Here is a 23,234-nt window from a genome sequence, read left to right on the forward strand (position 1 = left end):
GATGACTGTTCAATTGTTTTCTGCTTGTTGGTATGTCTCTTGACGAGCAGACTTTCGACGATTGATCAATCGTTCAAATACGAGAAGAGACCCTACTGGGTAGAACAATAAGAAGATTACTTTCAATAGAATCTCCGTATCCATCCACGCTGAAAATGGTGGCAAGATGCCAAATAGAAGAAGAATTACTAACGTCAGAACTCCTCCTAACAGCAGATGGAGAACGATTGACCATCTACGCTTATGTTTTTGCTGACTCACGATATATTCAATCCCTAATGATAACGGTGTCCCGATCCCTAAAAAAATCAAACTCGTAAAAAAGACCGTTACGACATAGACCTCGATCAGAACGAAGATCGTCATGAACAGATTTTCTTCAACACTCCCAAGGTTTACTGGATTCATCAGTAAATAGATGAACCCAAAATGAAGACTCATCAACAGAATTGCCTTCATTTTCTGCAATACTCGCTTTTTCATAGGTGTTTACCCCTTTCGAAAAATAGTAAAAGACAGTAAACGCCTCTATGAACTGAGGTTTCTACTGTCTTTATCGTTCGATTCACCTATCTTAACATAACGTATAGTTCTGTAAAACATTGACACCACTTCAATTAACAGATCATATAATGCACCAGTTGATTTGAAATAAAGGGGTATTTCGTTAAACCTCTGCATGATAAGAATTTAATGTGTCCTATATTCAAGCGTCTATTGAAAACTCTTTATATCCCAACATTTGTAATGATATGATTAAAACAATCCAAATTATGGCTATATATTCTGCTTATCAAAGGAGACTCATACATGCGAAAGCACCTGGGATGGATTTCGATCGGCATCGTCGTTTTCATCTTCCTTACTGTCAAGCTCTTACCGTTCAATGGTTTTTGGGGTACGAATTATATGATAGCTGGACTATTGCTTGCGCTAGTGTGCGCCATCATAAGTCTTAGAAATACAGGAAAAATCCTCGCGTTAACATTGCTCACCTCTCTATTGGTACTTTTTATTTTTTCAGTGATTGGTTTCTTGGCACTAGCTTGAGTATTTCTAAATGCGATTAAATTCGATTAGCTGATATCATGACGATATTTCTTCTTGAACATGTCATACGTTGCTAAATCACCGAACAAAAGGAAACAACCGCGATCATCATAGATATTCAAAACGATATTTCGATCCACGTTCACGAAAAAGACTTCCGGATAGTATGTATACGTTTGACGAAATCTTGGTTGCAGCGTCGGGAAATCCTGATGGCAGATTGCTTTGATTAAACGCTTATAATCTAATGCGTTTTTGTTCGGTAATAACACGGCATATTCAGATATCTGCTCTTCTTCATCTATCATTTTCTCTACGAACTTTATGTTGTATTGATCTTCTCTTCTTTTTAAGTGACGGAATACTTTCGTCGCTGACTTTTGATATTTACCGCGCTCCCTTCTCACATGCACGACGAAATAAAGAGGCTCCTCTTCTCGGAATAGATCCTCAAACAATTCGTTTGATTTTTGGTATGCCTGTTTGAAGTATTCCTCGTTGATTTCATCTGAATCTTTCTTTAACTGATACAGGTCCTTCACTAAGTCTACGTGAATTACGAAATCCTTCTCGACAAAGGAACGATCAAATAAGTTCACCTTCCCAAAATGTTGTTGCAAGTATTGTTCGAAGTTCATTCCAAAGCTCCTTTATTCTGATGAGGACAGATGTATTGTTTTGAGTAACTATTGCAGGACGGATTAATTTAATGATCGATACAACAATTGTAGAAAGGAGGATGAGAAGATGATCATTGATACATTATCGAATCATCCTGAACAATTAAAAGTGGTTACCACAATGATTCATACCGAATTCGTTCAAAAGAAAAAAGGGGCGACACGCTATGAACAAATAAAAGCCTTTTTAGACAAAAAGCCAAGTGTACCGTATCCTGTGACATTCGTTGCCTTAGATGATGTCACGTGTATCGGAACCGTCTCCCTCTTTGAAAATGACTTGAACGAACGACCAGCCTATACGCCTTGGCTCGCTTCTTTATTCGTTGAAAAAGTCTATCGGAATCAAGGAATCGCGCAACAACTCATCAATCAATTAATCGTCTACGCCAAATCACGGCAGATCACAACAATCTATTTAAAAACAGAAAACGCTTCAGCATATTATAAAAAATTAGGATGGACATTGGTCGAGACGATCGAGACGACGGAGTTACCCATACACATTTTTTCATACACGATTGATGAGGGTTGATATCTTCATATAAACGACGAAAGTCATTTGATGTTAATCGTCTTAAAGGATTTCTCATTATGGTTTAAATGATGGAGGTCTTGTTGACGTGAACAAAATTATCTCTTTTTCTTGAATCGGTCATTCGTGTTCGAATAGACGACTGCGAATACAATAAGAATGAATAGTAACATGACGCCTAAACTAAACAAAGATTGATATTCAAACAGCTCGCTCCCAGCAATCAACAGGATGCTAAAACAAACGCCGTACATGATCTTACCCATGAATTGACATAGGGCGACTTCGTCATAATCTTGTTTCTTACTTTCAGACAACGTATTATATCCTGCAAGCAATGATGCGCCTTTTCCTTTCGATAGAACGATAGCAAACACCAGCAGAGGGATAAGAATTACAAAATAAACAATGGATTCGCTCACGACCATCCGCTTTTTTCTCCCGTTTTAAAGTATGACGTGTGTTAATTCATTAACGCTTTTACATTCCTTCAAGTTTCATAATTTTTTTGAATTACCCTCTTGATAATATGTTTGTCCCTTTTACTATCATTCTTAAGTTGAATGATTGACTCATTTTTCTGATTTTTCTGTTTTTTGTAGCTCACTTTCTTAATCTTCAATTATAATTAGGTAATGATTGGATTTTTTACTTACATATAGAATAAAAAATGTTCTTTCAAAGGAGGATTCATCCATGACTGAATCGGTACACATCCATAGCTACACGTCACCTCAATTGATAGTTAATGCAAGGTCCATCATAAGACAGTACATCTTACTCCAGGAGGGGTTTGCCGATGCTTAAGTTCATCTGGAATTCCTGGTGGCGCAACAAAGAGCGATTCATCCTGCTACTTGTCGGTGTTCTGATCGTCAGTACTGGACTGAGCTATTTGATCGGAACGACGCAAGCCAATAACGGAACCGTCGTCGATGAGCTACAAAAACGTTGGGGCTCCTCTTACGATATCGTCGTCCGACCAGAAGGCAGCCGGAGCGTGACGGAAGACTTGAAGTTACTCGAGCCAAACTACATGAGCGGTCTCGATGGCGGCATCACGCGCAAACAATACGAGACGATCAAAAATATGACTGACGTCGAGGTCGCTGCCCCCATCGCGATGATTGGGTATAATCAAACAGTTTCAAGTATCGGTACGCATACGATCGATCAAGAAGGGATTTATAAACTGACGATCAAAGACACGCAAGATACCGGGTTACAGAACGAATCCTCGAGTGGCGTCACCTTCTTAGCAGCAGGATGGGAACCTACAGGAGATGCCAAAAAATCAGGTGTGTCGCCCCTCCCACTTGGAAAGCAGCCTCTTTTTGAGTATGGGAGTCAAGTCATGATTGCGGGGGTTGATCCCGAAGCAGAAGCTGCACTCGTCGGCTTGGATCAAGCGACGACCAAAGGAACCTATAGTAACTACTTTTCAAAAGATGATCAAGTCACCTCGTTTGGTGAAGACGGTGTCCAAATTCCGATCCTGTTGAACAATCGTGAATACGTGGACGCGTCACGCATCTACACGTACGAAAAAGTCGAGCTGCCGTCGAAAGAAACATCCATTAACGATCTGGTACAACAGGTCGAACAAAAAGGCGGAAAAAAATACTTAGACTCCTTACCGACAAGTGGTGCGAAACGTTATACGATCACGACACAAGATGTCCAGAAAAAACTCGTCAATGATATTTTGAAACATACGTTACCGACTGCTGAAGAGACGAACAGCAATTCCTTTACGTGGATTGCCTTAAAACCGTCTCCGATCGACTACCGCTCAATCAAAAGTCCGTACGCATCACGTTGGCCGTTCACCTATCAAGTCCAACCGAAACAAGTCGAGCAAGATTCCTTACTCGCTAAACGCAGCATGTACCGGGAAGCGCGCATGTTTGGAAAAGATAGCGTGGATTGGCCCAAAGTCAACTTGAACTATATCGGGGTCTTCGATCCGAAGAAATTGAATATCTCGAAAGACCCGCTGACGGAACTGCCGATGGAGACGTACTTCCCGTCAAAAGCCCAGTGGGTGATGGATAAGAATGAACGTCCGGTCAATCCGGTTCGAGACGTTAAACCAACAAATGATCCATATGATTTCCTGACGAAACCACCTTCGATGCTGACGACGCTCGATGCTGCGTTTAAAATTCGTGGTGCCAAAGCGATTTCTGCCATCCGCGTCAACGTTAAAGGTGTCGAGACGATGAATGCTGCTAGCGAGAAAAAGCTCCAACAGGTGGCAACAGAAATCGAACAGAAGACAGGTCTAATCACGGACGTGACCCTCGGCTCGTCACCGCAACTCGCCTTGACCTATTTACCGGGTCTAAAAGACGAATCAGCGCTCGGCTGGGTTCAACAACCGTGGATCAAGCTCGGCTCGTCGATTGCGATCTTCCAGGAAGCAAAAGTCGGGATGAGCGGCATCATCGCAAGTGTCATCGCTGTTGCGCTCGTCTATGTCTTCAGCTCGAACATCATCCTGCTGTATGCACGAAAGAAAGAATTCGCGATTTTACTATCACTCGGTTGGCGCCCGCGTCAGCTGTCAAAACTACTGTTCCTCGAAGCCACGCTGCTTGGAACACTCGTCGTCTTGATTGCCTGGACGATTCTTGGTTCGTTCTGGGTCACGACGGACAACCCGATTGCAATCAGTCGAATTTTATTGATTGGTCTTGCTGGTTTACTCATTTACTGGGGTGGAACGCTCGTGCCGATGACGCTCATCCGTCAGATCAAACCATACGAAAGCATGCGTTCCGGTGAAGTCTCAAAAGGTCGCCGTTTCGTTCGTGCGCGTAGCGTGCTTGGGATGAGCATCAATCAGCTCGTCACGTACTGGCAACGGACATTGCTTTCGGTCGTCGCGATCGCTTTACCGACGAGTCTGTTCATCTTCTTCCTCTTCATCACGTTCCGACTGAAAGGCGTCTTGTACGCAACGTGGCTCGGCGAATATGTCGCGCTTGAAGTCGGGACGATGCATTACGTCGCGATGGGTGTCGCTTTACTGATTGCCATCCTGACGACGACAGAAATCATGTGGCAAAACGTCAATGAACGCAAAAGTCAGCTTGCTGTCCTTAAAGCAACAGGCTGGCAAGACGGTCAAGTTCGTTTACTCGTACTAAGTGAAGGCATGATGACAGGACTCTGCGCTGGCGTGATTGGTCTTTTGACAGCACTTGGGATGATCGGCTTCGTTTACGGACAATTCCCGGTCCAAGAGCTTGGTTTCCTCAGCATTATGCTCTTGATTCCGGTGATCACCGGCGTGTTAGGTGCCTTGCTCCCTGCCGAGCGTGCCGTCCGGATTACACCGAATGCTGCACTTGGAAGTATAGTAGAGAACACACAGGCGACAGAACGGCGTTTCAAATGGGCACTTGGATCCATCGCCGCTTCCTTGTGTATCGGAGTGGCAAGCCTATTCTTGTTCGCCTCAACGGAATCCTCAACGACTACAACACAGAGTGCACCTCAGCAACAAACAAGCGGACAAAAAATAAAAAACTTGGCTTCTGAAACGAAAGCGTCAACCGACAGGAAAACTGACAATCAGAAAGCACTTAAAAAACTAATGAATAAAGGAGTCATCCAAACGTACCCAGGTGATCCAGAAGCAACTTCTGAACTGTTCTATGCTAAATCACTCATTCCAACACCGAAAGAACTCAATCTAAAGGAAAAGAGCGGTTATCGGTTCGTTACGGTTCCTGTTGTCATGTACGATCCCGACAATAGAGTAAAAGGCGCTTATGCTATTTACCGACCAGGCACCTTTACATTGACGTCGCTCGACGGAAAAGAATATGAAACCGTTGATTACGTCAATCATAATAAGAAAGCATTCAGAAACAGTTATCAGTATCTCCCACCATATAAGTCAACCATTGATTTAGTCTATCAAGTTCCTGATGATCAGAAGGTATTCGTTCTCTTTGCTGCGGATGATGCGTTTCCAAAGGATACGACAGTGAAGATTGAACTCGATTAATATGCCGTAATATGAATCTAGCCCGGATCACATAAATGAGAGTCACCTCGGTTTCATCATCGAAACCGAGGCGACTCTCATTTTTCTCTAAAAAACGCTATGTATCTTTGTAACTCACAATGTATCGTGAACGCGCATCCGTTCTAGTTCTTTTTCTTGATTCTCTTTAAGCTTCTTTCGACCACGCGACCATTGTTCCCACAGTGAAATCATGCCGACTCCTAAAATCAATACATAGGCTAAAAAACTATTGTATCTACCATCAAAGTAACGCCATGTCAGGAAAATCACTAAAATGATTGGCATGATGATACCGAGATACGGATTATGACGACTCGATAAAAAATATTGTATTCCTAAACAGATACTGATAATTAGAGCAGAAATGAAAAAGTTCATTGATTGTTACCCCTCTCAAGTCGATATTTTTCGATGATTTTTTTGGCATCTTCAATCGTGATCCGGTCTTCGATGGCCATTTGTTTAATGTATGCGATGAACGGTTCATTCTCGATTTTCTCATTCACTTCGATTTTCTGAATGATCCGATCGACGCGAATCCGGACTGTGGGATAGGAGACATCATAATGTTTCGCCAGTTCTTTCAAAGAACCCGAGCTTATGATGAATTTTTTAACGAATTCCATCTCTTCCAATTCTAGAGATAAAACCCAATCTGGAACATCATCTTTTTTCATTTACCATTTCCCTCCCATGTCACCATAATAGCATCCAATTAAATAAAGTTAAAGTATTTTTGATATTAATTAAATATTTAACCAATAAATAATTAAAATATATTCATTATTTCGCTTGTCATAGTGATTCGAGTCATGGTAGTTTAGGATTGTCAAATCGGAAAAATAAGGAAAAGGAGTGTTTTACTTGAAAAGAACAACGGAATACATATTTGCTGTCATCGGTATCGTCTTGTTTGGATCATTATGTTTAGGTGGGTTTCTATTGTCTGGATCGATTGCGGATCACGCTGGCATGAAGGAGTTGGTCGATCAATTCATCCAGGATGAGAACATTACGGATGTCACGTCTACCCAAATCCTCACATCCTTCCAACAATTCTTCTTGTACCTTGGTGCCGTCTCTCTTTTATGTACGATAGGCGGAATCGTCTCGATCGTCCGGATTCGCAAAAACGGTTCAGCAGGAAAGATGTTGATCATTACTGCAATTCTCGGTGGGATCTTCACATTACTCGCCGGTGTCTTTGGTTCAATCGCTTATTTGATCGCCGGTATCACTAACGTCACGAAGAATAAAAAGATAGCACGGCAATACTAAACTCAAACAGAAAGGTGTGTCGATATGTTCGCGATTACACTTCGAGAATTTAAATCGCTTTTCCAAAGTATTCGAGCCATCCTGATCATCGTCGTCTTGTTCGGTGTGACGATTGGTTCTGCTAAACTCGTCAGCCAGTTCAAAGGACAACTCAGTGATCTCGGTCTGGGTGACAACGCCTATATCATCGGTTTGATGCTGCTTTTGTTCTTAGCATCTCCTTTATTCGTGACGAGTATTTCTCATAGTAGCGTCAATAAAGAGATTGAATCGAAGACGATTCGTTTTCTCGCGACGAAAACATCTCGTGAAAACATCATTTTCGGAAAGTTTTTAGGCAACGTCTCGTTTTGGGTCCTCTGTCTGACAGTTGCCCTCTTGTTGATCGTTCCATTTTCAAAATCGTTCCCGATCGTCGATTTGATCCAAAGCATCATCTTCGTCTCTTACTTCATCGGTCTGTCGCTGTTTCTTTCAACAGTCGTCAACAGCTCTGCAATGACGATGTTCGTCGGTATCTTCATCTCGATCGCGCTTCCGGTCATTGGGATGTGGAGTCTTATTTCGAAGAATGTCATCGTTGATACGTTGTCTTACTTGACGCCCTATTATTACTACACGCAAGAAAACACTGCATACACGTATCTTGTCTTGATCCATATCGCCGTCTTCGTCATCGCGAGCTTGATGATCTTTAAAAGGAGAGATTTATGATGCTAGCCCTTCGCGCAACCAATCTAACGAAACAGTACGGCAATAAGACCGTCGTCAACCAGTTGAATCTCGAAATCAAACAAGGGGCCATCTTCGGCTTCCTTGGTCAAAATGGCGCCGGTAAATCAACATTCATCAACATGATCACGGGTCTTGTCCGTCCGACATCCGGAACGTTCGAGTTACTCGGAGCACCGAACGATTCCTTGAAGGACGTCCGAACTCGAATCGGCGTCCTGCCGGATTACTCGACCTTTTACGAAAACTTCACGGCGCTCGATCACTTGAAGTATTTCAGCAAAGTCCTCGGTCTGAAGACGACGACGGACGAGTTAAAACAACTCCTCCGTGATGTCCAACTTGAAGACGCCATCGATGTAAAAACGAAGAACTTCTCGTTCGGGATGAAAAAAAAGCTCGGGATCGCCCAAGCCCTGATTAATCGACCGGAAATCCTGTTTTTAGATGAACCGACGTCTGGCGTTGATGCCAACTCGATTCTCGGGATTCATACGTTGATCCGCAAGATCGCAGCAGACGGAACAACGATTTTCTTAACGTCTCATAACTTGGACGAGGTCGAAAAACTGTGTACGGAGATTGCGATCATGCAGGACGGAACGATTCAGACGCAAGGCACGATGGAGGAGTTACGGGAACAACATGAAAAGAACATCACCGTTCACGTAAAACATGCGTTGCTCGACAATGATACACAACAACATCTGCAGACCAAGTTGTCGACACTTGCGAAAGACGTCAACGTCTCCTCTACTCACTCGACGTTCATCGTCCAAAGTGAACACGATATTGCTACGATCAACAGCTACCTCGTCTCGCAACACGTTAACGTGTATCGACTCGAAGTCGAGGAAGCGTCGTTGGAAGAGATCTTCTTGAATTTAGGTATGGAAAAACGTACCGCTTGATACTCTCACTAAATAACCTTTTCAATCCATTACCCCCTCATTTCACAACGAAATGAAGGGGTGTTTCATTTTCTTAGCGTCCTCTTACTCATCGAAGAACAGGTGAAAAACGTTATCTATTTTTTAATAATTGTCAATATATGATAAAATTAAATTCCAATTATCATAATGAAGGAGTATTCGATGAAACATTCTTTATTTCGACGAAGAGACTACGTGGAGCTGAGTCTCCTCTACATCATTTGTTTTTCTATCAATACAGCATTGTCAATCGCACAAACGTTAAACTTGGAACGTTATCCGGTATTTAAATCCTTCATTGAAAATATCTTAGATGTCAAACTGATCGTGATTGTGTTCTCGACATTACTCGTATTGATTTTTCAGTATCAATTTGTAAGACAACGAAAAATTGAAATCTTGTGTCGTATTCTTGTTGGAGACACTAAACAACAAATCGCATTCCGCTATATGCTCCACCATTTACTCATTTTATGCTGTTGCTTCATGTTTTCACTCGTTCTTCATATGTCTTTGCAGGTACACATCGCGAGTAGCCTGTTACTCGTTTTTATCTTTGTCTTCTACATCATTCTATTCACAAGTTGGGTGAATCAAAAATGAAACTTTTCCGTTATTTCTTCAGGAATATCTTCTTAAAAAGATGGCTTCTCGTATTCGGTATGGTTATTTTGCTTTTTGCAGCGAACTACCTGACATTCTCTACCGTTCGTTCAATCATCAGTACATATCAGGGATATCAAGAAATGACCGCCTTACATGATCGAAACGCTTTCGTAGCGAACTTAGATCCTGATAGTAATCCCGACTTTGACAGCATCGACATCGAAGATACTCAAAAAATTTATCAATACTTAGATCAAAATTTCGACTACGTTCTCCATTCGGATGGGTTCGTCGTTCCATTAAAGAATAAGCAGGACATGGAAGTTCAATTCAACTACATAAACGAAGCCGCTTATCAGTTAAGAGATTTTCCATTATCTAAAGGAAAACCTCTCCAATTTGAGGAGACAAGGAAACAAGATCACTTATCTGTCTTGATTGGTCCCGGTCTAGCGGAATCGTATTCTCTCGGTTCTACGATCCAAACGATCAATCCCGTTACGAACAAACCTGTCCTGTTACATGTACAAGGCATATTAAAGAAAAATATCTATCGGTCTAGCTTCTATGCTCCGAATTCGAAGCATTACTATAACTTTGCAGTGTTTGTTCCCGTTGATTCAGTGTTTATTCAAAATGCCGGTCTTGACCTCCACGTCAATGCTTTGATGGATCTCGTACTGCTCGATTCATCCGAGAAAAAAATGAACCAGCTAAAAATACTTATTCAACAAAATACAGGTATGACATTCAACTTCTACACACAAAAAGAAAATGACGCATTTTTTAAGGAACACTACAGCAGCTCGCTGATGCTCATGAGTCTGCTATCTGTCGCGTTGCTATTTCTTGTTCTCCTGTCAAGCATTTGGATCAGCTTCGTCAGTGTTCGCCTGATGATCAAGGATATCACGATCCATCTACTCGTCGGACTAAGTTACGCCACTCTCCGAAAAATATTCTATCGTTACTTCGCAATTCTATTTTTCGTCAACCTAGTCGTCTTAATGTCTTCAGTTGCTTATAGCCGTCATCTATTTTGGACGACCAAAGAGTCCGCTTTCGTCACGTATGGATTCCTCGGTTTAATCGATATCGATTGGGTTGCTTTAGCAGCAGTTCTTGTGATCGATATCATCATCGGTACGATCATCGTCGAACTGACGATGAAAAAAATAAAGCAGATTCCAATCTCAATAGGAGTGTTAGAATGAGTAATTGCATTCATCTTGAAATTCAACAGAAGACGTTTCCGAAATCGAACTTTTCAATACTGAAAAACTTCACCTTGACGGTTCAATCCGGTGAAAAACTGGCGATCGTCGGTCCGTCCGGCGTGGGCAAAACATCTTTACTGAATATACTCGGACTACTTGATACGCACTATGAAGGCACCTATACACTTTTCGATTCATCTACGGCTGACTTGACCACAAAACAGTTGGCCACATGGCGAAATCAAAAAATCGGATTCGTCCTCCAAGAATCCGCTTTGATCCCTTCGTTGACTATTGAAGATAATATTAAGTTACCTCTCTTATATGCTAATTTAGAGAAAGACCCAACGACGCTTGCGTACGTAAAGGAAGTCGTGCATCGCATTGGGATCGCTTCAATCTTAAAGAAGAAACCACATGAATGTTCGGGTGGTCAACGCTCACGAGCCGTCTTCGCAAGAGCCGTGATCATGAAACCTGATATCATCTTAGCAGACGAACCTACTGCTTCTTTAGATACCGAGAATAAAGAAAAGATCATGAATCTACTCTTTGACTTGAATCAAACAGTCCAGACGACAATCATCACAGTTACGCATGACCTAGATGTCGCGAATCGACATGATCGAATGATTACGCTTCAAGAACTCGGCTAACACAAAAAAAGACTCTCTGACCAAAAGACAGATGCTGCACATTTGTCCTTGGTTTCCGAGAGTCTTTTTTTATTTAATCTATTCAAGCTGCCTTCTCTCTCCGTAAGAGATACAGGAAGTACGGTACACCGATGATCGCCGTGATCAATCCGGCTGGCACTTCAAGCGGCGGATGAATCCCGCGACCGAGCGCATCAGCGACGACGAGTAATCCGCCGCCGAGTAACAGCGCCATCGGTAAGACGGCGAGATGTTTATGTCCGACGAGACGCCGTGCCATATGTGGAGCAATCAGACCGATGAAGCCGATCGCACCGACCGTTGCGACGGCAACACCGGCTAGGATGACGGCGAGCGCCAAGAAGACGTGCCGCGTCCGCTGAATTGGTAAGCCGAGACCGATGCTGACTTCCTCACTAAGTGATAAAACATCGAGTTGACGGTGTCGATAGAAGAGGATCGCACCGATCACGACGAGCACAGGCGCTAAGATCAACACTTCCTGCCACCCTTTCCCGAACAGACTTCCAGCAAGCCAGACGAGTGAATCGTTCGTCTGAAGTGGAAATTTAATCAACAGGTATTCTGTTCCCGAGGCACAGATCGCACTAACGGCGATACCAAGTAACGCAAACGAACTGCGGGAGACGTTTCCCCCTCGCTCAAGCATCATCAACGCCAGCATGACGAGTGCTGCTCCGATGAAGGCGGCGATCGGTGTCAACAAGAGCGGACCATCCGGCACGAGGGCGATCGTCAAAACAGCGAACAGAGACGCTCCGTTCGTCACTCCGATTACGTCCGGTGAGATCAATGGATTACGGATGACGCTTTGTAAGATGACCCCGGCAAGAGCGAAACTCGCTCCTGCTAAAAAGGCGAGGACCGTTCGCGGCAGCCGGTAATTTTGGACGATGAAGGCATCCTTTCCACTAAAGAACGACTGCCAGAGTTCCGTTAACGACAATTGAATCGAACCGACCGACAGTAAGGCGAAGCTTGTGACAAGGACGATTACTGCGACAAGTAGAATCCGACGCATCTCTCTCATCGTAATCCACCTTTCATTTGGCGGCGTGCCAGGATAAGGAAGAAAGGTGCCCCGAGCAATGATGTCACGATGCCGACTGGTGATTCATACGGATAGGCAATGAAGCGCGCCAGGACATCGGCGTACGTCAACAACAGACCACCGATGACGGCAGAGACGGGTAAGACGATTCGGTAGTCCTCGCCAACGAGTCGACGTGTGATATGCGGCACCATCAGACCGATGAAGCCAATTGCTCCGGCAACGGCAACCGTTACCCCTGCGAGTAACACGACACTGATGCCGGCAAGCAGACGGATCCGCGTCACTTTTTGTCCGAGTCCGACCGCGACGTCTTGCCCGAGTTGGAAAACGGCGAGCGACTTCGCGAGACTTGCCGCAAGAATCAAACCGGCGAGCGACCACGGGAGGACGATCCGGAGCTCGAGCCAGCTTGCATCACTGAGCGAACCAGACAACCAGTACAAGACGTTCGTGATTCGATCATTGAATAAAATCAAGCCTTTCGTTAGCGACGTCAACAAGAGATGAATCGCCATCCCGACGAGGGCAAGTTTTAACGCCGTCATCCCGCGAATCGAAGCGAACGAAAAGACGAGCACGCCACCGAGTAAGGCACCGGCAAAAGCGAAGTAAAGCAAGTTCGCCGTTCCGAGTGACGGAAAGATGAGCAGGCTTAAGACGACGAGAAACGACGCACCCGCATTGACCCCAAAGACTTGTGGTGAAGCGAGCGGGTTCCGCGTCACAGCTTGCATGATCGCTCCAGCGACGGCAAGGTTTGCTCCGAGCAACAATCCGAGTAAGAGACGCGGCAAGCGCAGATTCGTCAGGACGAGTCCCGCTTTAGAGGTCGTGCCACTGATCCACTCCTGCACTAAGTGGACCGGATTCATCTGTGTGATACCAAAGAACAAGCTACTATAAACGGCCAAGCAACTGAGTAAGATAAGTACGAAAATCAGACGTTTCCGCTGCACCGGATCTTTCCCCTTTCATCAAGACGAAAAGCCAGATTGCTCCGGCTTTTTGTCGTTCGTTATTTCTGTTTGAGCAATTGAATTGCTTCGTCAACGATTTGTTCAGCAGCGTCCAGACCACGGTAACGCGTCCAGAGGTCTCGATTGACTTCGTAGACTTCTCCGTTTTTGACCGCTGTGATCTGATTCCAGAGCGGATTATCCTTCCACTCTTTCAGTAACTTCGGATCAGCTTCCGCCATGAAGATGACGTCCGGATCCCACTTGACCATCTGCTCTAACGTGATCGTCACAGTCGGTTCCGCTGTTTTCGTAACGGCATTCTCGATACCGATCTTCTCGAGCAACTCACCGTCAAACGACGTCTCACCGTGTGCTGTCAGTGAATCGGCGCGGAAGACACCGACCATGACTTTCCGGTCATCTTTTGGATCAACCTTCTTCTTCGCTGCCTGCAAGCGCTCTTCATGCAGGGCAAGGCGATCGTCCATCTGTTTCGTTTTGCCGACCGCTTCCGCAATCGTCTTAAACGAATCGATGTTCTCTTCATACGTCGCATTGCGACTCTTCAAGATGATCGTCGGTGCGATTTCTTGTAATTGCTTATAAATTCCTTTATGACGGTTGAAGTCGCCGATGATCAAGTCCGGTTGCAAGGAACTGATCACTTCAAGGTTTGGTTGTTGGCGTGTACCGACTTCCGTGAACGAGATGTCTTTTCCGAGTAATCCAGAAACATCCGTCTTGTTTTCTTGTGCGATCCCGACCGGTGTGATGCCGAGTTCATCTAATGCATCAACGAACGAGAATTCGAGCGCGACGACTTTCTTCGGCTTTTCCGGTACTTTCGTTTTTCCTGCTTCGTGCGTGATCGTCCGCGTCTTTTCGTTCGATTGCTCTGCTTGACCTGAACAAGCTGCAAGCATCAAACTGCTCAACACGAGGAGCGTCAACGCTGTCATCCAAGTTTTCCGTCTCATGGTGAGACCTCCTTTAATTCGTGATTCGACATTGAGAATCATTCTTAATTAATCCTGTCTCAGCATATCAAAGATTTCCATTGAACAAAAGGGAAATCCTTATTTTCAGATAATATAGACTGAAATCCACATTTTCTGAAGGAATATGGGATAATCAGGTAGTGAACAAAGGAGGGACCAGAGATGGATTGGATGAAAGACTTAGAACAGCGAATTGAGTTTCAGCTCGATGCAATCACATTTGATCAATTACCTGACTTACTCGAAGCCTTCGCCTACCAGTTACCGTTCGAGAATACGACCGTCCTTGAGAAGCGCATGCGTCCGTTTAGCGACGAGCGCTTCATCGAGACATTTCTGACAGAACGACGCGGTGGTGTCTGTTATGACTTAAACGGACTGCTGCACCGGGTCCTGCAGGAACTGAACTGTCCCGTTCGACTCGTTCAAGCGACTGTCTACGATATGAAGTCAGATGCCTGGTCAGCGACCGGACCGACCCATGTCGCGGTCATTTGGAATGAAACACACCTGCTTGATACCGGCTTCGGCGTCAATTTACCACTCGTTCCTGTTCCGTTGAGTGGAGAGACCGTTCATTCCGCTAGCGGCAGTTACCGGATCATCAATAATGACACACTTGAGATGAAGCGAACGGGACAAGCGGAGTTTGTGACTGGATACCGGTTCGATCGCGAGACATCCATTACAACAGATGACTTATCGAAGATGGAACAGATCATCCAGCAGAGCGACGCTTCGCCGTTCAATAAAGGTCGCCTTGTCGCGATGCGGACGCCGCGCGGACAAAAGACGTTGACCGAGCGGACGTTACGGATTGAAGAAACGACGACGACCGAGTTACCGGTCGCAGGTCCCGCCCAATTCGAGATGCTGTACAACACACACTTTTTAGGACGGGAGTCGTAAACCATGGATCGTTATACACTTTGTTTAATCCGCCACGCAGACCACTTTTTACTCGTCAATCGGCAAAAACGTCCGGCGATGGGCATGTGGAATGGTGTCGGTGGTAAGATCGAACCGGGCGAGACACCGGAAGCTGCCGTCATCCGCGAGACGTTTGAAGAGACAGGCATCACGCTCACCTCAGTGACATCAAAAGGCATCGTTCGCTTACATGGGGAAGAGACCTCTGGTATGTACCTCTACCTGGCTGATTTAGAAGATCGTCCGTTTCCAACACCGGTCATGACAGTTGAAGGAATCCTCGATTGGAAATCACTCGACTGGATTTTAGGCGACGATAACATGGGCATCATCAGCAACCTCCGGCACTACCTACCGATTGCTCTGTCGACCGAGCACCCATTACTGCATGACTTCCATTACGATGGCCATACGATCACGGCATACGAGACACATGAATTGATTGAGACATAACACAACATCCCCGCTCGTCCTTTTGGATAGGCGGGGATGTGTCGTTAGAATAGATGTAAGCCCGTCACAATGACAGCGACGATGACGATGCCCGGTAACAAGTTCGCGACGCGGATCTTCGTGATTCCGGCGAGATTGAGACCGATCGCTGCAATCATCACTCCACCGGTCGCCGTCATCTCCAAGATGAATTCTTGCAGCGCGGCGTCGGGAATGAACTTCGTGATCGCAACGGCACTCAGTGCAATCGCCCCTTGATAGAGGAAGACGGGAATCGCCGAGAACATGACGCCGATTCCGAGCGTTGAACTGAGGACGAGCGCCGTGAAGCCGTCAATCAATCCCTTCGTATAGAGGACGTCGTGATCCTGACGTAGTCCACCGTCGAGCGCACCGAGAACACCCATCGCTCCAATGACGAAAATCAACGTCGCGGTAACGAAGCCTTCGGCGATATTCGATGGTCGACCGCGACTGATCTTACGCTCGAGCCATGCCCCCATCCGGTCGAGCTTCTCATCGAGGCGGAACCATTCTCCGATCGCACCTCCGAGAACGAGACTACCGATGACGATCAAGAAGTTCGTGCTTTTCATCCCCATCTGGATCCCGAGCACGACGACGGCTAGACCAATCGCTTGCAAGACCGTCTCCTTCATCCGTTCCGGAATCCGGTGGAACATCAATCCGAGCAACGTCCCGATGATGATCAGGACGGTATTGACGAGTGTACCTGTTAAAACCATCTGACAGCCTACTTTCTCAATTGATTTTTCGTTTCGCAGGACGGACGACCGTCCGCTCCGCCTGATTCAGGCTATGCAACGTCATCCCGAGCATGACGAGGATGATCCCGAATGTCGCGAGTCCCGTCGGTAGTGCCGCATGGAGAAACAAAATCTCCCCGAGAACGGTAAAGACGATCTCAAACGACTGGGTCGCCTCGATCGCGGCTAACCGGACCGGTTCCGTCCGGACGAGTGACGTCGCGTAGAAGAAGAGCGATGTCGCGATGACGCCTGAGAATAAGGCGACGAAGCCGGACTGGGTCACTTGACTGACACTTGGTAAGCCGACTTGTATGTAAGCAATTACGGAAAGCACGATCCAAAACGGTAGACTCGCGATCGTCATTCCAAGGATCCGTTCAAAGACATCGAGCTCATCCCCATACCGTTCCATCATCTTCCGGTTACCAAGCGGATAGGCAATCGCAGCGACGAGCACCGGCAAGGCACCGAACAGTAAGGATTGTAGCGATAGACTTCCTGCGACGGATAACTGCATGACGACGACCCCAAGGACGATCAAGACGGAATACTTAAGGGCCGACCACGGAATCCGTTGCTTGAACAACGGTGCAAGCAGCGGTCCGGCTAGGATCGTCAATTGCCACGTTCCGGCAATCAGCCAGCCCGGCGCATGATCGGCTGCAAGACAAATGCTACCGTAAAACAGTCCGAAACCGATCGTTCCGTACAGTAACCAAAAACCGAAGTCGGCTCGCAGTGCCTGTAAGACGCGACCAATTCCCCGACGCATCAAGACGATGACGACGAAGAACGGCAACATCAAGAAGAAGCGAAGCGACGCACTGTAGATCCAGTGCCCCCCTGCTCCTTGCATCGATTGATTCAAGATGAAGGTGACGGCAAAGAACATCGCCGCCAAGATCCCATAAATGATTGGTCGCATCAGCGCTCCTCCTTTAATGTCGAGACGAGTAAACGTCCGAGCCCGTTCCAGTTATGTTCCGTCTTCTGGACGAGCTGCTCGACATCCCGTTGTTGACATGCAATCAAAATCGCCGCATGATCGGCAATCGATTGACGACCGAGTCGATCGAACTGGGCGTATTCGAGCCGGCGGATCAGCGGCGTCAATCGGCGAATCGTTTCCCGTAGCTGAGCGTTCTGGCTGCGCTGCACGAAGACATCGTGAAAGGCATCGTCTAGCGTCAGTGCCGTCTCCGTCTCCTGTTGATCGATTGCCATCGTGAACTGTTGGTGAATCGTCTGAAGCTCCGTCAAATCGTCTTCCGTCAAGAGTGGTCCCGCTAGACGCGCTGCTAGTCCGTGCAGCGTCGCGATGATCGGATAGGTTTGCTGTGCCTGTTCAGCGTCAAGCTCCGTCACGATCGTCCGCGAGCCCCGTTTCGCAAAAATCAATCCTTCCTCCTCGAGTCGTTTCAAGGCTTCTCGGACCGGTGTTCGGCTGACTCCGAACATTTCCGCGAGCGCTTGATCGTTCACCTTCTCACCTGGGGCGAGGCGTAAGGTGATGATGTGATGCTGTAAACGTCGATACACTTCCTCACTGAGAGGAAGTCGTGCAATGACTAAATCATCTGTAAGTTTCATATAAGTAATATATTACATATTAATCATCGATACTACCTTTGTTCCAAATAAAAACTCCCCGTCAAAAAACGGAGAGTCAACTATTCAAACGTTACGTGGATTCATCGGTCCATTCAGATGGCTGAGATCATGTCGTTTCAACAAGATTAATTGAATGACGATCGCAACGAGAAGATAGACTTGCGCCAAAAGAACCGTAATTCCTAAATTAACATTCACGACATCCGCAGCGATGCTCGCGAAATCCCACAACGCATGGAAAATGATTAATGGCCAGAGGTTATTCAGCTTCAGTGCGATGATCGCTAAGAACACACCAAAGACGAATGTGTTCGCAAGTTGGAACAACATCGCTGCCGGTGGAATCAAGGCGATCAAATTAAGCAAGTGGAAAGATGAGAACAGAAGCGCACTGATAAGGACGGCACGATACGGATGTTCGTTCGGTTTGAGATAGCGTAAGATGATGCCCCGAAACAAGACTTCCTCATTGAAACCGACGAATAAGGTCGTCAGGAAGACGATTCCGACAAGTTGGAGTGCCGATGATGATATCGAGGACGTGAACAACGCATTGACGATCAATCCGACTTGAACGAGAACGATCAGCAGTAACGGAATGTACCAGATCAGACCCCGCGACTGCAATTTCGAAAACCCGACGGCAGCAAACGTGGCATGACGACGAATGTACCAGACGAGAAAAATCGCTGTTGCGACTTCACCGAAGATCGCGATACGTAACAACTCCGGTTCACCATAACGAATGCCGAAACCAAACGCAGAGACAGCCATGACGATACCCATGATGATGAAGACGACGGTCGCCGAGACGACAGTATTCCGCTTATCCACGATCAATACCTCCCTTTTCTAAACAAGCGACGTATCTACTTTATGATTTGTTTACCTTTTTTTCAGGGAAATGAATCTTTTTTCCTCCAGCTACCTTGCAATACAAAATAGCTTGGTATATCATTACCTTGTAATACCAAGTAGCGAAAGGATGATGCGGATGTCATCGACGCAAATGTTAAAGGGGATTCTCGACGGTTGTTTACTTGCACTGATCGCGGAAGAAGAGATTTATGGTTATGAGCTGGCGACGAAACTGAAAGCATACGGTTTCGCTGACATCAGCGAAGGAACAATCTATCCCTTATTGATCCGGATGCAGAAACTGGGCTGGATCGAAGCGACTTCACGCGTCTCTCCGTCCGGTCCAAAACGGAAGTATTATTCGATCACGACGAGCGGTGCAGAAGAACTCACCGCATTCAAGGAAAGATGGGAACACCTTTCGACAAGTGTTGAAAGTATTTTAAAGGAGGATGATTGAGATGACCCTATCAACGGAATCAACCCGATTTTTGGAAGACTTGAAGGTCTACCTGCTTGCTTCAGGTAAAAATGAACAAGCGACGAACGAGATAGTCCTTGAACTCGAAGACCATCTGATTGAAGCAGAACGCGATGGCAAATCAGTTCGCGCGATCACAGGTGACAGTCCGGCTGACTACATCCAGTCGATTTCGAAAGAGATGGCGTTCGATCCGAAAGAAGCATTTTGGATCGTCATACAAGTCTTTCTCGGTGCATCGAGTTTTCTCTATCTCCAAAATCTGCTGAATGGAACAACGACATTCAGCATCTTGCTAGTTGGTGGCTTCCTGCTGATTAGCGCTGTTTATTTGACGACCCTGGCATTGTTATTCCGTCAAGACGCCTTACGCGATACTGCTCGACCACGTCTCCTGCGCTACGGAATTCATGGGAGTGTTCATCTTCTTCTGATCGTCGGACTATTGATCGTCAACGGACTCATTGATTCGCCCAAAATCACGTTATCTCCGAGCGTCGGGTGGTTAATTGGTGCCCTTCTAATTGCCTGGATTCTAATCACGGCATGGAAGACGAAGACATGGATTTTACCGATTGCAGTGTTCGTCTTTTTCGTGCCTCAACTGCTGCTTTTGTTTGTATTTAATTTGTCAGAGATTACCGCTGTCCTCGTGAGTTATGTTCTGACCTCGATTACGATTGCAGTTACTTTTATCCGTTCATCTAAAAACAGTCAGGCAGATTAATCACTTAATCATTAAGTAGAAAATAAGACAAAGCAGCGATGTTCTCCTACCTTGAGAACGTCGCTGCTTTGTCTTATGACTTTTCACATATTGATTTATTTTGGGTGGATCAATGATTTACACTCGTCTTTTTAATGTAAAAATCACACCACCTAAAACAATGAACGTTAGAGGAATAAGTAATCCTAATATATTTCGATAATCGACAAACGTCAGGTCAGCGTAATTTCGATGATAGATTTCTAACAGTAACCAACCAATCGGAAAAATCGGAAAAGTATACGTATATGCGCTTGAAACAATTCGTCTTCCCCGCTCATCTTTTCCTTCCTCACCGAAAATAAACGGTAGCGATACGAATAAGCTCAATAGAAAAATCGGTATTACTATTATGTTTATAATCACCCTTTTCCCTCACCTTCTCGTTCATATTGAAATACTTCGTTAATATCCTTATTAAATAAATATGCAATTTCAAACGCCAGAATCAACGAAGGGCTGTAGCGACTTCCTTCTAAAGAAATAATGGTTTGTCTACTGACTCCGACCTTCTCTGCCAATTCTTTTTGTGACCATCCTTTTTCAGCTCTTAAGATCGCTAATCGATTCTTAATGAATCCATCACTTTTAATTCCCAAACCATCTCTCCTTTCATCAGTTCTATATTTATTACCATAAATAAACAGTAAAGTTTTTTTGACTTAAAGTAAAGTTTTTTTTACACATCAAATCAAATAAAAAGCGAAATTCTCAGATTAAGAGAAGTTCGCTGATTACTTGTGTCAGTTTCAATTACGTGTTCGTTATTTCACGCTTTGCTTCATACCGCTCACGCGTCCAGTTGTAGACATGGCTCGTCACGGTCCGTCCGTCAATTCGTTCTAAGACGAATGGTCGGTCAAGAACAGGCGTAAACCCGAGTTTCTCAACGACACGGCGTGATTGGTCATTGAAATCAAAGTGACCACACCAAACGATATCGATCGGCAGTTCCCGGAAGATGAAATCGAGCATCGCTTCAACGATTTCCGGCATCCGCCCTTCTCCCCAGTAGTTAGGCGCGAGGACATAGCCGATCTCGACTTGACGATCATGGGTGATCGATTCGTCCGGTCGACGATTGAAGTGAAAACCGAAGCTCCCGATCACTCTCCTAGTTTCCTTATCGGTCACGGCATATTCACCAGGTGACGCTTGGAAAATGCCGATCACTTCTTGGCTTTCGTCAAGTGACGCGTGCGGTGCCCAACCTGCTTTTGGTCCGACATTCGGATCCTTGGCGTAAGCATACAATGCTTCCGCATCCTCATCCTGCCAACGGCGTAACAGGTGCCGTGGCGTTTCGATAGTATCTGGTAAGTTCATCTGTATTCCCCCTTATTAAGATACGTTTCGCTCTCGTTCGACAGATTCCTTCATAAACAGACTCGTATAGACTAATCCAAATCCCGTCAAGAGGATCAATCCGAGGTATACACTCATCATCGACGGGATCAAGAAGGTCCCGACGAGAATCGTCGATCGAGAAAGTAAATCGGCTCCAGCAAACGACGTTCCCGCGAACGCTGAGTACGCCCCACGTTGATCGGCTGGCATCATGTTCGCTTTTTGAGTGTTCAAGACCGGAGAGTAGAGCAACTCGCCAATCGTTGCGATGAAGATGAAGACCATCAGTGCCGTCATGCTGTTGGCACTCGTCACGACGACGTAACCGATAGTATACAGCATCAGACCCGCAGCGAGCGTCCGGCGCGGAGACAAGCGCTTCGCTAATCGCTGGACGATGAACGTCAACGTAACGACGAGTAACGTATTTTCGATGTTGATGATACTCATCATTCGAACCCCGTTGATCGACCTCCCGGCAAATGATAACGGTTCAAACGAATCGGCGAGTCGGACGGCGACATAACTGCCCATCGAAAACTCAGCCGCTAAGATACACATCGAACCGAAGACAACCTTAACGAACGGACGGTCCCGCCAAGCGAGTTGATAGCTCGTGAAGATATCCGTGAGGACACCACGAAGTTTTTGACGTTGCCACGTCCTTGGTGTGTCGTCAAGAAACAGGTAGTATGCAATTGGTAAAACGGACGACGTGAAGCTCAAGATCCAGAACAACAGCAATTGATTACTGACGTAGAGCCAGCCTCCGAGTGCTGTACCGATGGCGATCGAGAGATTGATCAGCCAGTAGTCGAGCGCATAAACCGCTTGGCGGTTTTCCTTCGTCGTTGCATCGATGATGATTGCGCTCATTGCCGGCCGACCAAGATTACTCGTCACCGAGAAGACAGCGTAAATGACCATGAACAATAACATCCAGTCGAGTGTCAATGAAATCGTCATCGTGATGAACGTCAGCGCTGTGAGCGCAGAAGTCGTGACGAGCAGACGTTTGCGGGAAAAGCGGTCGGCAAGATATCCGCCGAGTAGATTCGTGATGAAGCTGACGAAGACCATCGCGATCAAAAATGCACCGGCGATGACCTCGTTGAATGCCCGGACGAACAAGAGGGCCATGAACGGCATGATGGAGAACGAGACAGCCCGGTTGAAAAACGATGTGATGAGACGTACTTTAATTGTTTTAGGTATTTATTTCCATTTCATATTGTCACCTTCCATTCTCTACCTGTATCAT

26 protein-coding genes are annotated in these 23,234 nt (G+C 45.8%); 11 read left to right on the forward strand and 15 right to left on the reverse strand.

Annotation, left to right across the window (positions count from 1 at the left end):
* Nucleotides 1-9: 9 nt before the first annotated feature.
* A complete protein-coding gene (locus ITJ88_RS06975) occupies nt 10-483 on the reverse strand; it encodes a hypothetical protein (RefSeq protein ID WP_195865100.1) in 474 nt (157 codons plus the stop codon).
* A 593-nt stretch (nt 484-1,076) separates the two neighbouring features.
* Nucleotides 1,077-1,688, reverse strand: a complete 612-nt coding sequence (locus tag ITJ88_RS06980) for a DUF3885 domain-containing protein (protein ID WP_195865101.1) — start codon at nt 1,686-1,688, stop codon at nt 1,077-1,079.
* A gap of 109 nt (nt 1,689-1,797) precedes the next feature.
* On the opposite strand from ITJ88_RS06980, the gene ITJ88_RS06985 reads away from it, so the two are divergent.
* A complete protein-coding gene (locus ITJ88_RS06985) occupies nt 1,798-2,265 on the forward strand; it encodes a GNAT family N-acetyltransferase (protein WP_195865102.1) in 468 nt (155 codons plus the stop codon).
* A gap of 98 nt (nt 2,266-2,363) precedes the next feature.
* Here the strand turns inward: ITJ88_RS06985 and ITJ88_RS06990 are convergent, their stop codons facing one another.
* Entirely contained in the window at nt 2,364-2,693 is a 330-nt protein-coding gene (locus tag ITJ88_RS06990) for a DUF3784 domain-containing protein (protein WP_195865103.1), read from the reverse strand.
* A 371-nt stretch (nt 2,694-3,064) separates the two neighbouring features.
* Between ITJ88_RS06990 and ITJ88_RS06995 the strand changes: the two genes are divergently transcribed.
* A complete protein-coding gene (locus ITJ88_RS06995; RefSeq protein ID WP_195865104.1) occupies nt 3,065-6,283 on the forward strand; it encodes an ABC transporter permease in 3,219 nt (1,072 codons plus the stop codon).
* A 114-nt stretch (nt 6,284-6,397) separates the two neighbouring features.
* Here ITJ88_RS06995 and ITJ88_RS07000 read toward each other — a convergent pair whose 3' ends face one another.
* Entirely contained in the window at nt 6,398-6,682 is a 285-nt protein-coding gene (locus tag ITJ88_RS07000) for a hypothetical protein (protein ID WP_195865105.1), read from the reverse strand.
* A complete protein-coding gene (locus tag ITJ88_RS07005) occupies nt 6,679-6,981 on the reverse strand; it encodes a DUF2089 family protein (RefSeq protein ID WP_064300933.1) in 303 nt (100 codons plus the stop codon). The genes ITJ88_RS07000 and ITJ88_RS07005 overlap by 4 nt, the downstream gene beginning before the upstream one ends.
* Nucleotides 6,982-7,168: 187 nt before the next feature.
* Between ITJ88_RS07005 and ITJ88_RS07010 the strand changes: the two genes are divergently transcribed.
* From ITJ88_RS07010 to ITJ88_RS07030, 5 genes are all read left to right on the forward strand, one after another.
* A complete protein-coding gene (locus tag ITJ88_RS07010) occupies nt 7,169-7,582 on the forward strand; it encodes a DUF4064 domain-containing protein (protein ID WP_058265893.1) in 414 nt (137 codons plus the stop codon).
* Between the two features lie 24 nt (nt 7,583-7,606).
* Complete coding sequence (locus tag ITJ88_RS07015; protein ID WP_149427320.1) at nt 7,607-8,296, forward strand: ABC transporter permease; 690 nt, start codon at nt 7,607-7,609, stop codon at nt 8,294-8,296.
* Nucleotides 8,296-9,225 carry an ABC transporter ATP-binding protein gene (locus ITJ88_RS07020; protein ID WP_195865106.1) on the forward strand — a complete coding sequence of 310 codons (930 nt, stop codon included), beginning with the start codon at nt 8,296-8,298 and terminating at the stop codon, nt 9,223-9,225. The genes ITJ88_RS07015 and ITJ88_RS07020 overlap by 1 nt, the downstream gene beginning before the upstream one ends.
* A 683-nt stretch (nt 9,226-9,908) precedes the next feature.
* Nucleotides 9,909-11,066, forward strand: a complete 1,158-nt coding sequence (locus ITJ88_RS07025; RefSeq protein WP_230088555.1) for an ABC transporter permease — start codon at nt 9,909-9,911, stop codon at nt 11,064-11,066.
* Complete coding sequence (locus ITJ88_RS07030; RefSeq protein WP_195865108.1) at nt 11,063-11,725, forward strand: ABC transporter ATP-binding protein; 663 nt, start codon at nt 11,063-11,065, stop codon at nt 11,723-11,725. Before ITJ88_RS07025 ends, ITJ88_RS07030 begins: the two co-directional genes overlap by 4 nt.
* 82 nt (nt 11,726-11,807) lie before the next feature.
* Here ITJ88_RS07030 and ITJ88_RS07035 read toward each other — a convergent pair whose 3' ends face one another.
* Genes ITJ88_RS07035 through ITJ88_RS07045 form a run of 3 tightly spaced genes read right to left on the reverse strand, consistent with a single transcriptional unit; the run spans nt 11,808 to nt 14,736 of the window.
* Nucleotides 11,808-12,776, reverse strand: a complete 969-nt coding sequence (locus ITJ88_RS07035) for a FecCD family ABC transporter permease (protein ID WP_370567770.1) — start codon at nt 12,774-12,776, stop codon at nt 11,808-11,810.
* Complete coding sequence (locus ITJ88_RS07040; protein ID WP_064300928.1) at nt 12,773-13,756, reverse strand: FecCD family ABC transporter permease; 984 nt, start codon at nt 13,754-13,756, stop codon at nt 12,773-12,775. The genes ITJ88_RS07035 and ITJ88_RS07040 overlap by 4 nt, the downstream gene beginning before the upstream one ends.
* Nucleotides 13,757-13,815: 59 nt before the next feature.
* On the reverse strand, nt 13,816-14,736 hold the full coding sequence (locus tag ITJ88_RS07045; protein WP_195865109.1) for an ABC transporter substrate-binding protein: 921 nt from the start codon (nt 14,734-14,736) through the stop codon (nt 13,816-13,818).
* Nucleotides 14,737-14,919: 183 nt separating this feature from the next.
* On the opposite strand from ITJ88_RS07045, the gene ITJ88_RS07050 reads away from it, so the two are divergent.
* On the forward strand, nt 14,920-15,666 hold the full coding sequence (locus ITJ88_RS07050) for an arylamine N-acetyltransferase family protein (RefSeq protein WP_195865110.1): 747 nt from the start codon (nt 14,920-14,922) through the stop codon (nt 15,664-15,666).
* A 3-nt stretch (nt 15,667-15,669) separates the two neighbouring features.
* Nucleotides 15,670-16,140 (forward strand): NUDIX hydrolase, encoded by a 471-nt coding sequence (locus tag ITJ88_RS07055; RefSeq protein ID WP_195865111.1) that lies wholly within the window; start codon nt 15,670-15,672, stop codon nt 16,138-16,140.
* Nucleotides 16,141-16,184: 44 nt separating this feature from the next.
* On the opposite strand, the gene ITJ88_RS07060 is transcribed toward ITJ88_RS07055, so the two are convergent.
* From ITJ88_RS07060 to ITJ88_RS07075, 4 genes are all read right to left on the reverse strand, one after another.
* Nucleotides 16,185-16,886, reverse strand: coding sequence for a DUF554 domain-containing protein (locus tag ITJ88_RS07060; protein WP_047395308.1), 702 nt, complete (start codon nt 16,884-16,886; stop codon nt 16,185-16,187).
* A gap of 16 nt (nt 16,887-16,902) precedes the next feature.
* Nucleotides 16,903-17,835 (reverse strand): DMT family transporter, encoded by a 933-nt coding sequence (locus ITJ88_RS07065; RefSeq protein ID WP_058265884.1) that lies wholly within the window; start codon nt 17,833-17,835, stop codon nt 16,903-16,905.
* Nucleotides 17,835-18,500, reverse strand: coding sequence for a GntR family transcriptional regulator (locus tag ITJ88_RS07070; protein ID WP_195865112.1), 666 nt, complete (start codon nt 18,498-18,500; stop codon nt 17,835-17,837). Before ITJ88_RS07070 ends, ITJ88_RS07065 begins: the two co-directional genes overlap by 1 nt.
* An 84-nt stretch (nt 18,501-18,584) precedes the next feature.
* Nucleotides 18,585-19,355 carry a CPBP family intramembrane glutamic endopeptidase gene (locus ITJ88_RS07075; RefSeq protein ID WP_195865113.1) on the reverse strand — a complete coding sequence of 257 codons (771 nt, stop codon included), beginning with the start codon at nt 19,353-19,355 and terminating at the stop codon, nt 18,585-18,587.
* Between the two features lie 160 nt (nt 19,356-19,515).
* Here ITJ88_RS07075 and ITJ88_RS07080 point away from each other — a divergent pair, with 160 nt between their 5' ends.
* The gene (locus tag ITJ88_RS07080) at nt 19,516-19,839 is read left to right on the forward strand and encodes a PadR family transcriptional regulator (RefSeq protein WP_195865114.1); all 324 of its coding nucleotides are present in this window, start codon (nt 19,516-19,518) and stop codon (nt 19,837-19,839) included.
* Nucleotide 19,840: 1 nt separating this feature from the next.
* Nucleotides 19,841-20,587: a hypothetical protein gene (locus tag ITJ88_RS07085; protein ID WP_195865115.1), complete on the forward strand. Its 747-nt coding sequence runs from the start codon at nt 19,841-19,843 to the stop codon at nt 20,585-20,587.
* 401 nt (nt 20,588-20,988) lie between these two features.
* On the opposite strand, the gene ITJ88_RS07090 is transcribed toward ITJ88_RS07085, so the two are convergent.
* The 3 genes from ITJ88_RS07090 to ITJ88_RS07100 all read right to left on the reverse strand — a co-directional run bounded on the left by ITJ88_RS07090 (nt 20,989) and on the right by ITJ88_RS07100 (nt 23,188).
* Nucleotides 20,989-21,219, reverse strand: coding sequence for a helix-turn-helix transcriptional regulator (locus tag ITJ88_RS07090; protein ID WP_195865529.1), 231 nt, complete (start codon nt 21,217-21,219; stop codon nt 20,989-20,991).
* Nucleotides 21,220-21,379: 160 nt separating this feature from the next.
* Nucleotides 21,380-21,952, reverse strand: a complete 573-nt coding sequence (locus ITJ88_RS07095; protein WP_195865116.1) for a GNAT family N-acetyltransferase — start codon at nt 21,950-21,952, stop codon at nt 21,380-21,382.
* Between the two features lie 15 nt (nt 21,953-21,967).
* Nucleotides 21,968-23,188 (reverse strand): MDR family MFS transporter, encoded by a 1,221-nt coding sequence (locus tag ITJ88_RS07100; RefSeq protein WP_370567790.1) that lies wholly within the window; start codon nt 23,186-23,188, stop codon nt 21,968-21,970.
* Between the last annotated feature and the right edge of the window lie 46 nt (nt 23,189-23,234).

Origin of the sequence: Exiguobacterium abrahamii (assembly GCF_015645365.1) — a bacterium.
Lineage (GTDB): Bacteria > Bacillota > Bacilli > Exiguobacteriales > Exiguobacteriaceae > Exiguobacterium_A > Exiguobacterium_A abrahamii.

Bases quoted from the DNA above. Each gene is read 5' to 3' on its own strand.
- ITJ88_RS06975 (WP_195865100.1), bottom strand. From the start codon at position 483: ATGAAAAAGCGAGTATTGCAGAAAATGAAGGCAATTCTGTTGATGAGT.
- ITJ88_RS06980 (WP_195865101.1), bottom strand. From the start codon at position 1,688: ATGAACTTCGAACAATACTTGCAACAACATTTTGGGAAGGTGAACTTA.
- ITJ88_RS06985 (WP_195865102.1), top strand. From the start codon at position 1,798: ATGATCATTGATACATTATCGAATCATCCTGAACAATTAAAAGTGGTT.
- ITJ88_RS06990 (WP_195865103.1), bottom strand. From the start codon at position 2,693: ATGGTCGTGAGCGAATCCATTGTTTATTTTGTAATTCTTATCCCTCTG.
- ITJ88_RS06995 (WP_195865104.1), top strand. From the start codon at position 3,065: ATGCTTAAGTTCATCTGGAATTCCTGGTGGCGCAACAAAGAGCGATTC.
- ITJ88_RS07000 (WP_195865105.1), bottom strand. From the start codon at position 6,682: ATGAACTTTTTCATTTCTGCTCTAATTATCAGTATCTGTTTAGGAATA.
- ITJ88_RS07005 (WP_064300933.1), bottom strand. From the start codon at position 6,981: ATGAAAAAAGATGATGTTCCAGATTGGGTTTTATCTCTAGAATTGGAA.
- ITJ88_RS07015 (WP_149427320.1), top strand. From the start codon at position 7,607: ATGTTCGCGATTACACTTCGAGAATTTAAATCGCTTTTCCAAAGTATT.
- ITJ88_RS07020 (WP_195865106.1), top strand. From the start codon at position 8,296: ATGCTAGCCCTTCGCGCAACCAATCTAACGAAACAGTACGGCAATAAG.
- ITJ88_RS07025 (WP_230088555.1), top strand. From the start codon at position 9,909: ATGGTTATTTTGCTTTTTGCAGCGAACTACCTGACATTCTCTACCGTT.
- ITJ88_RS07030 (WP_195865108.1), top strand. From the start codon at position 11,063: ATGAGTAATTGCATTCATCTTGAAATTCAACAGAAGACGTTTCCGAAA.
- ITJ88_RS07035 (WP_370567770.1), bottom strand. From the start codon at position 12,776: ATGAGAGAGATGCGTCGGATTCTACTTGTCGCAGTAATCGTCCTTGTC.
- ITJ88_RS07045 (WP_195865109.1), bottom strand. From the start codon at position 14,736: ATGAGACGGAAAACTTGGATGACAGCGTTGACGCTCCTCGTGTTGAGC.
- ITJ88_RS07050 (WP_195865110.1), top strand. From the start codon at position 14,920: ATGGATTGGATGAAAGACTTAGAACAGCGAATTGAGTTTCAGCTCGAT.
- ITJ88_RS07055 (WP_195865111.1), top strand. From the start codon at position 15,670: ATGGATCGTTATACACTTTGTTTAATCCGCCACGCAGACCACTTTTTA.
- ITJ88_RS07060 (WP_047395308.1), bottom strand. From the start codon at position 16,886: ATGGTTTTAACAGGTACACTCGTCAATACCGTCCTGATCATCATCGGG.
- ITJ88_RS07065 (WP_058265884.1), bottom strand. From the start codon at position 17,835: ATGCGACCAATCATTTATGGGATCTTGGCGGCGATGTTCTTTGCCGTC.
- ITJ88_RS07070 (WP_195865112.1), bottom strand. From the start codon at position 18,500: ATGAAACTTACAGATGATTTAGTCATTGCACGACTTCCTCTCAGTGAG.
- ITJ88_RS07080 (WP_195865114.1), top strand. From the start codon at position 19,516: ATGTCATCGACGCAAATGTTAAAGGGGATTCTCGACGGTTGTTTACTT.
- ITJ88_RS07085 (WP_195865115.1), top strand. From the start codon at position 19,841: ATGACCCTATCAACGGAATCAACCCGATTTTTGGAAGACTTGAAGGTC.
- ITJ88_RS07095 (WP_195865116.1), bottom strand. From the start codon at position 21,952: ATGAACTTACCAGATACTATCGAAACGCCACGGCACCTGTTACGCCGT.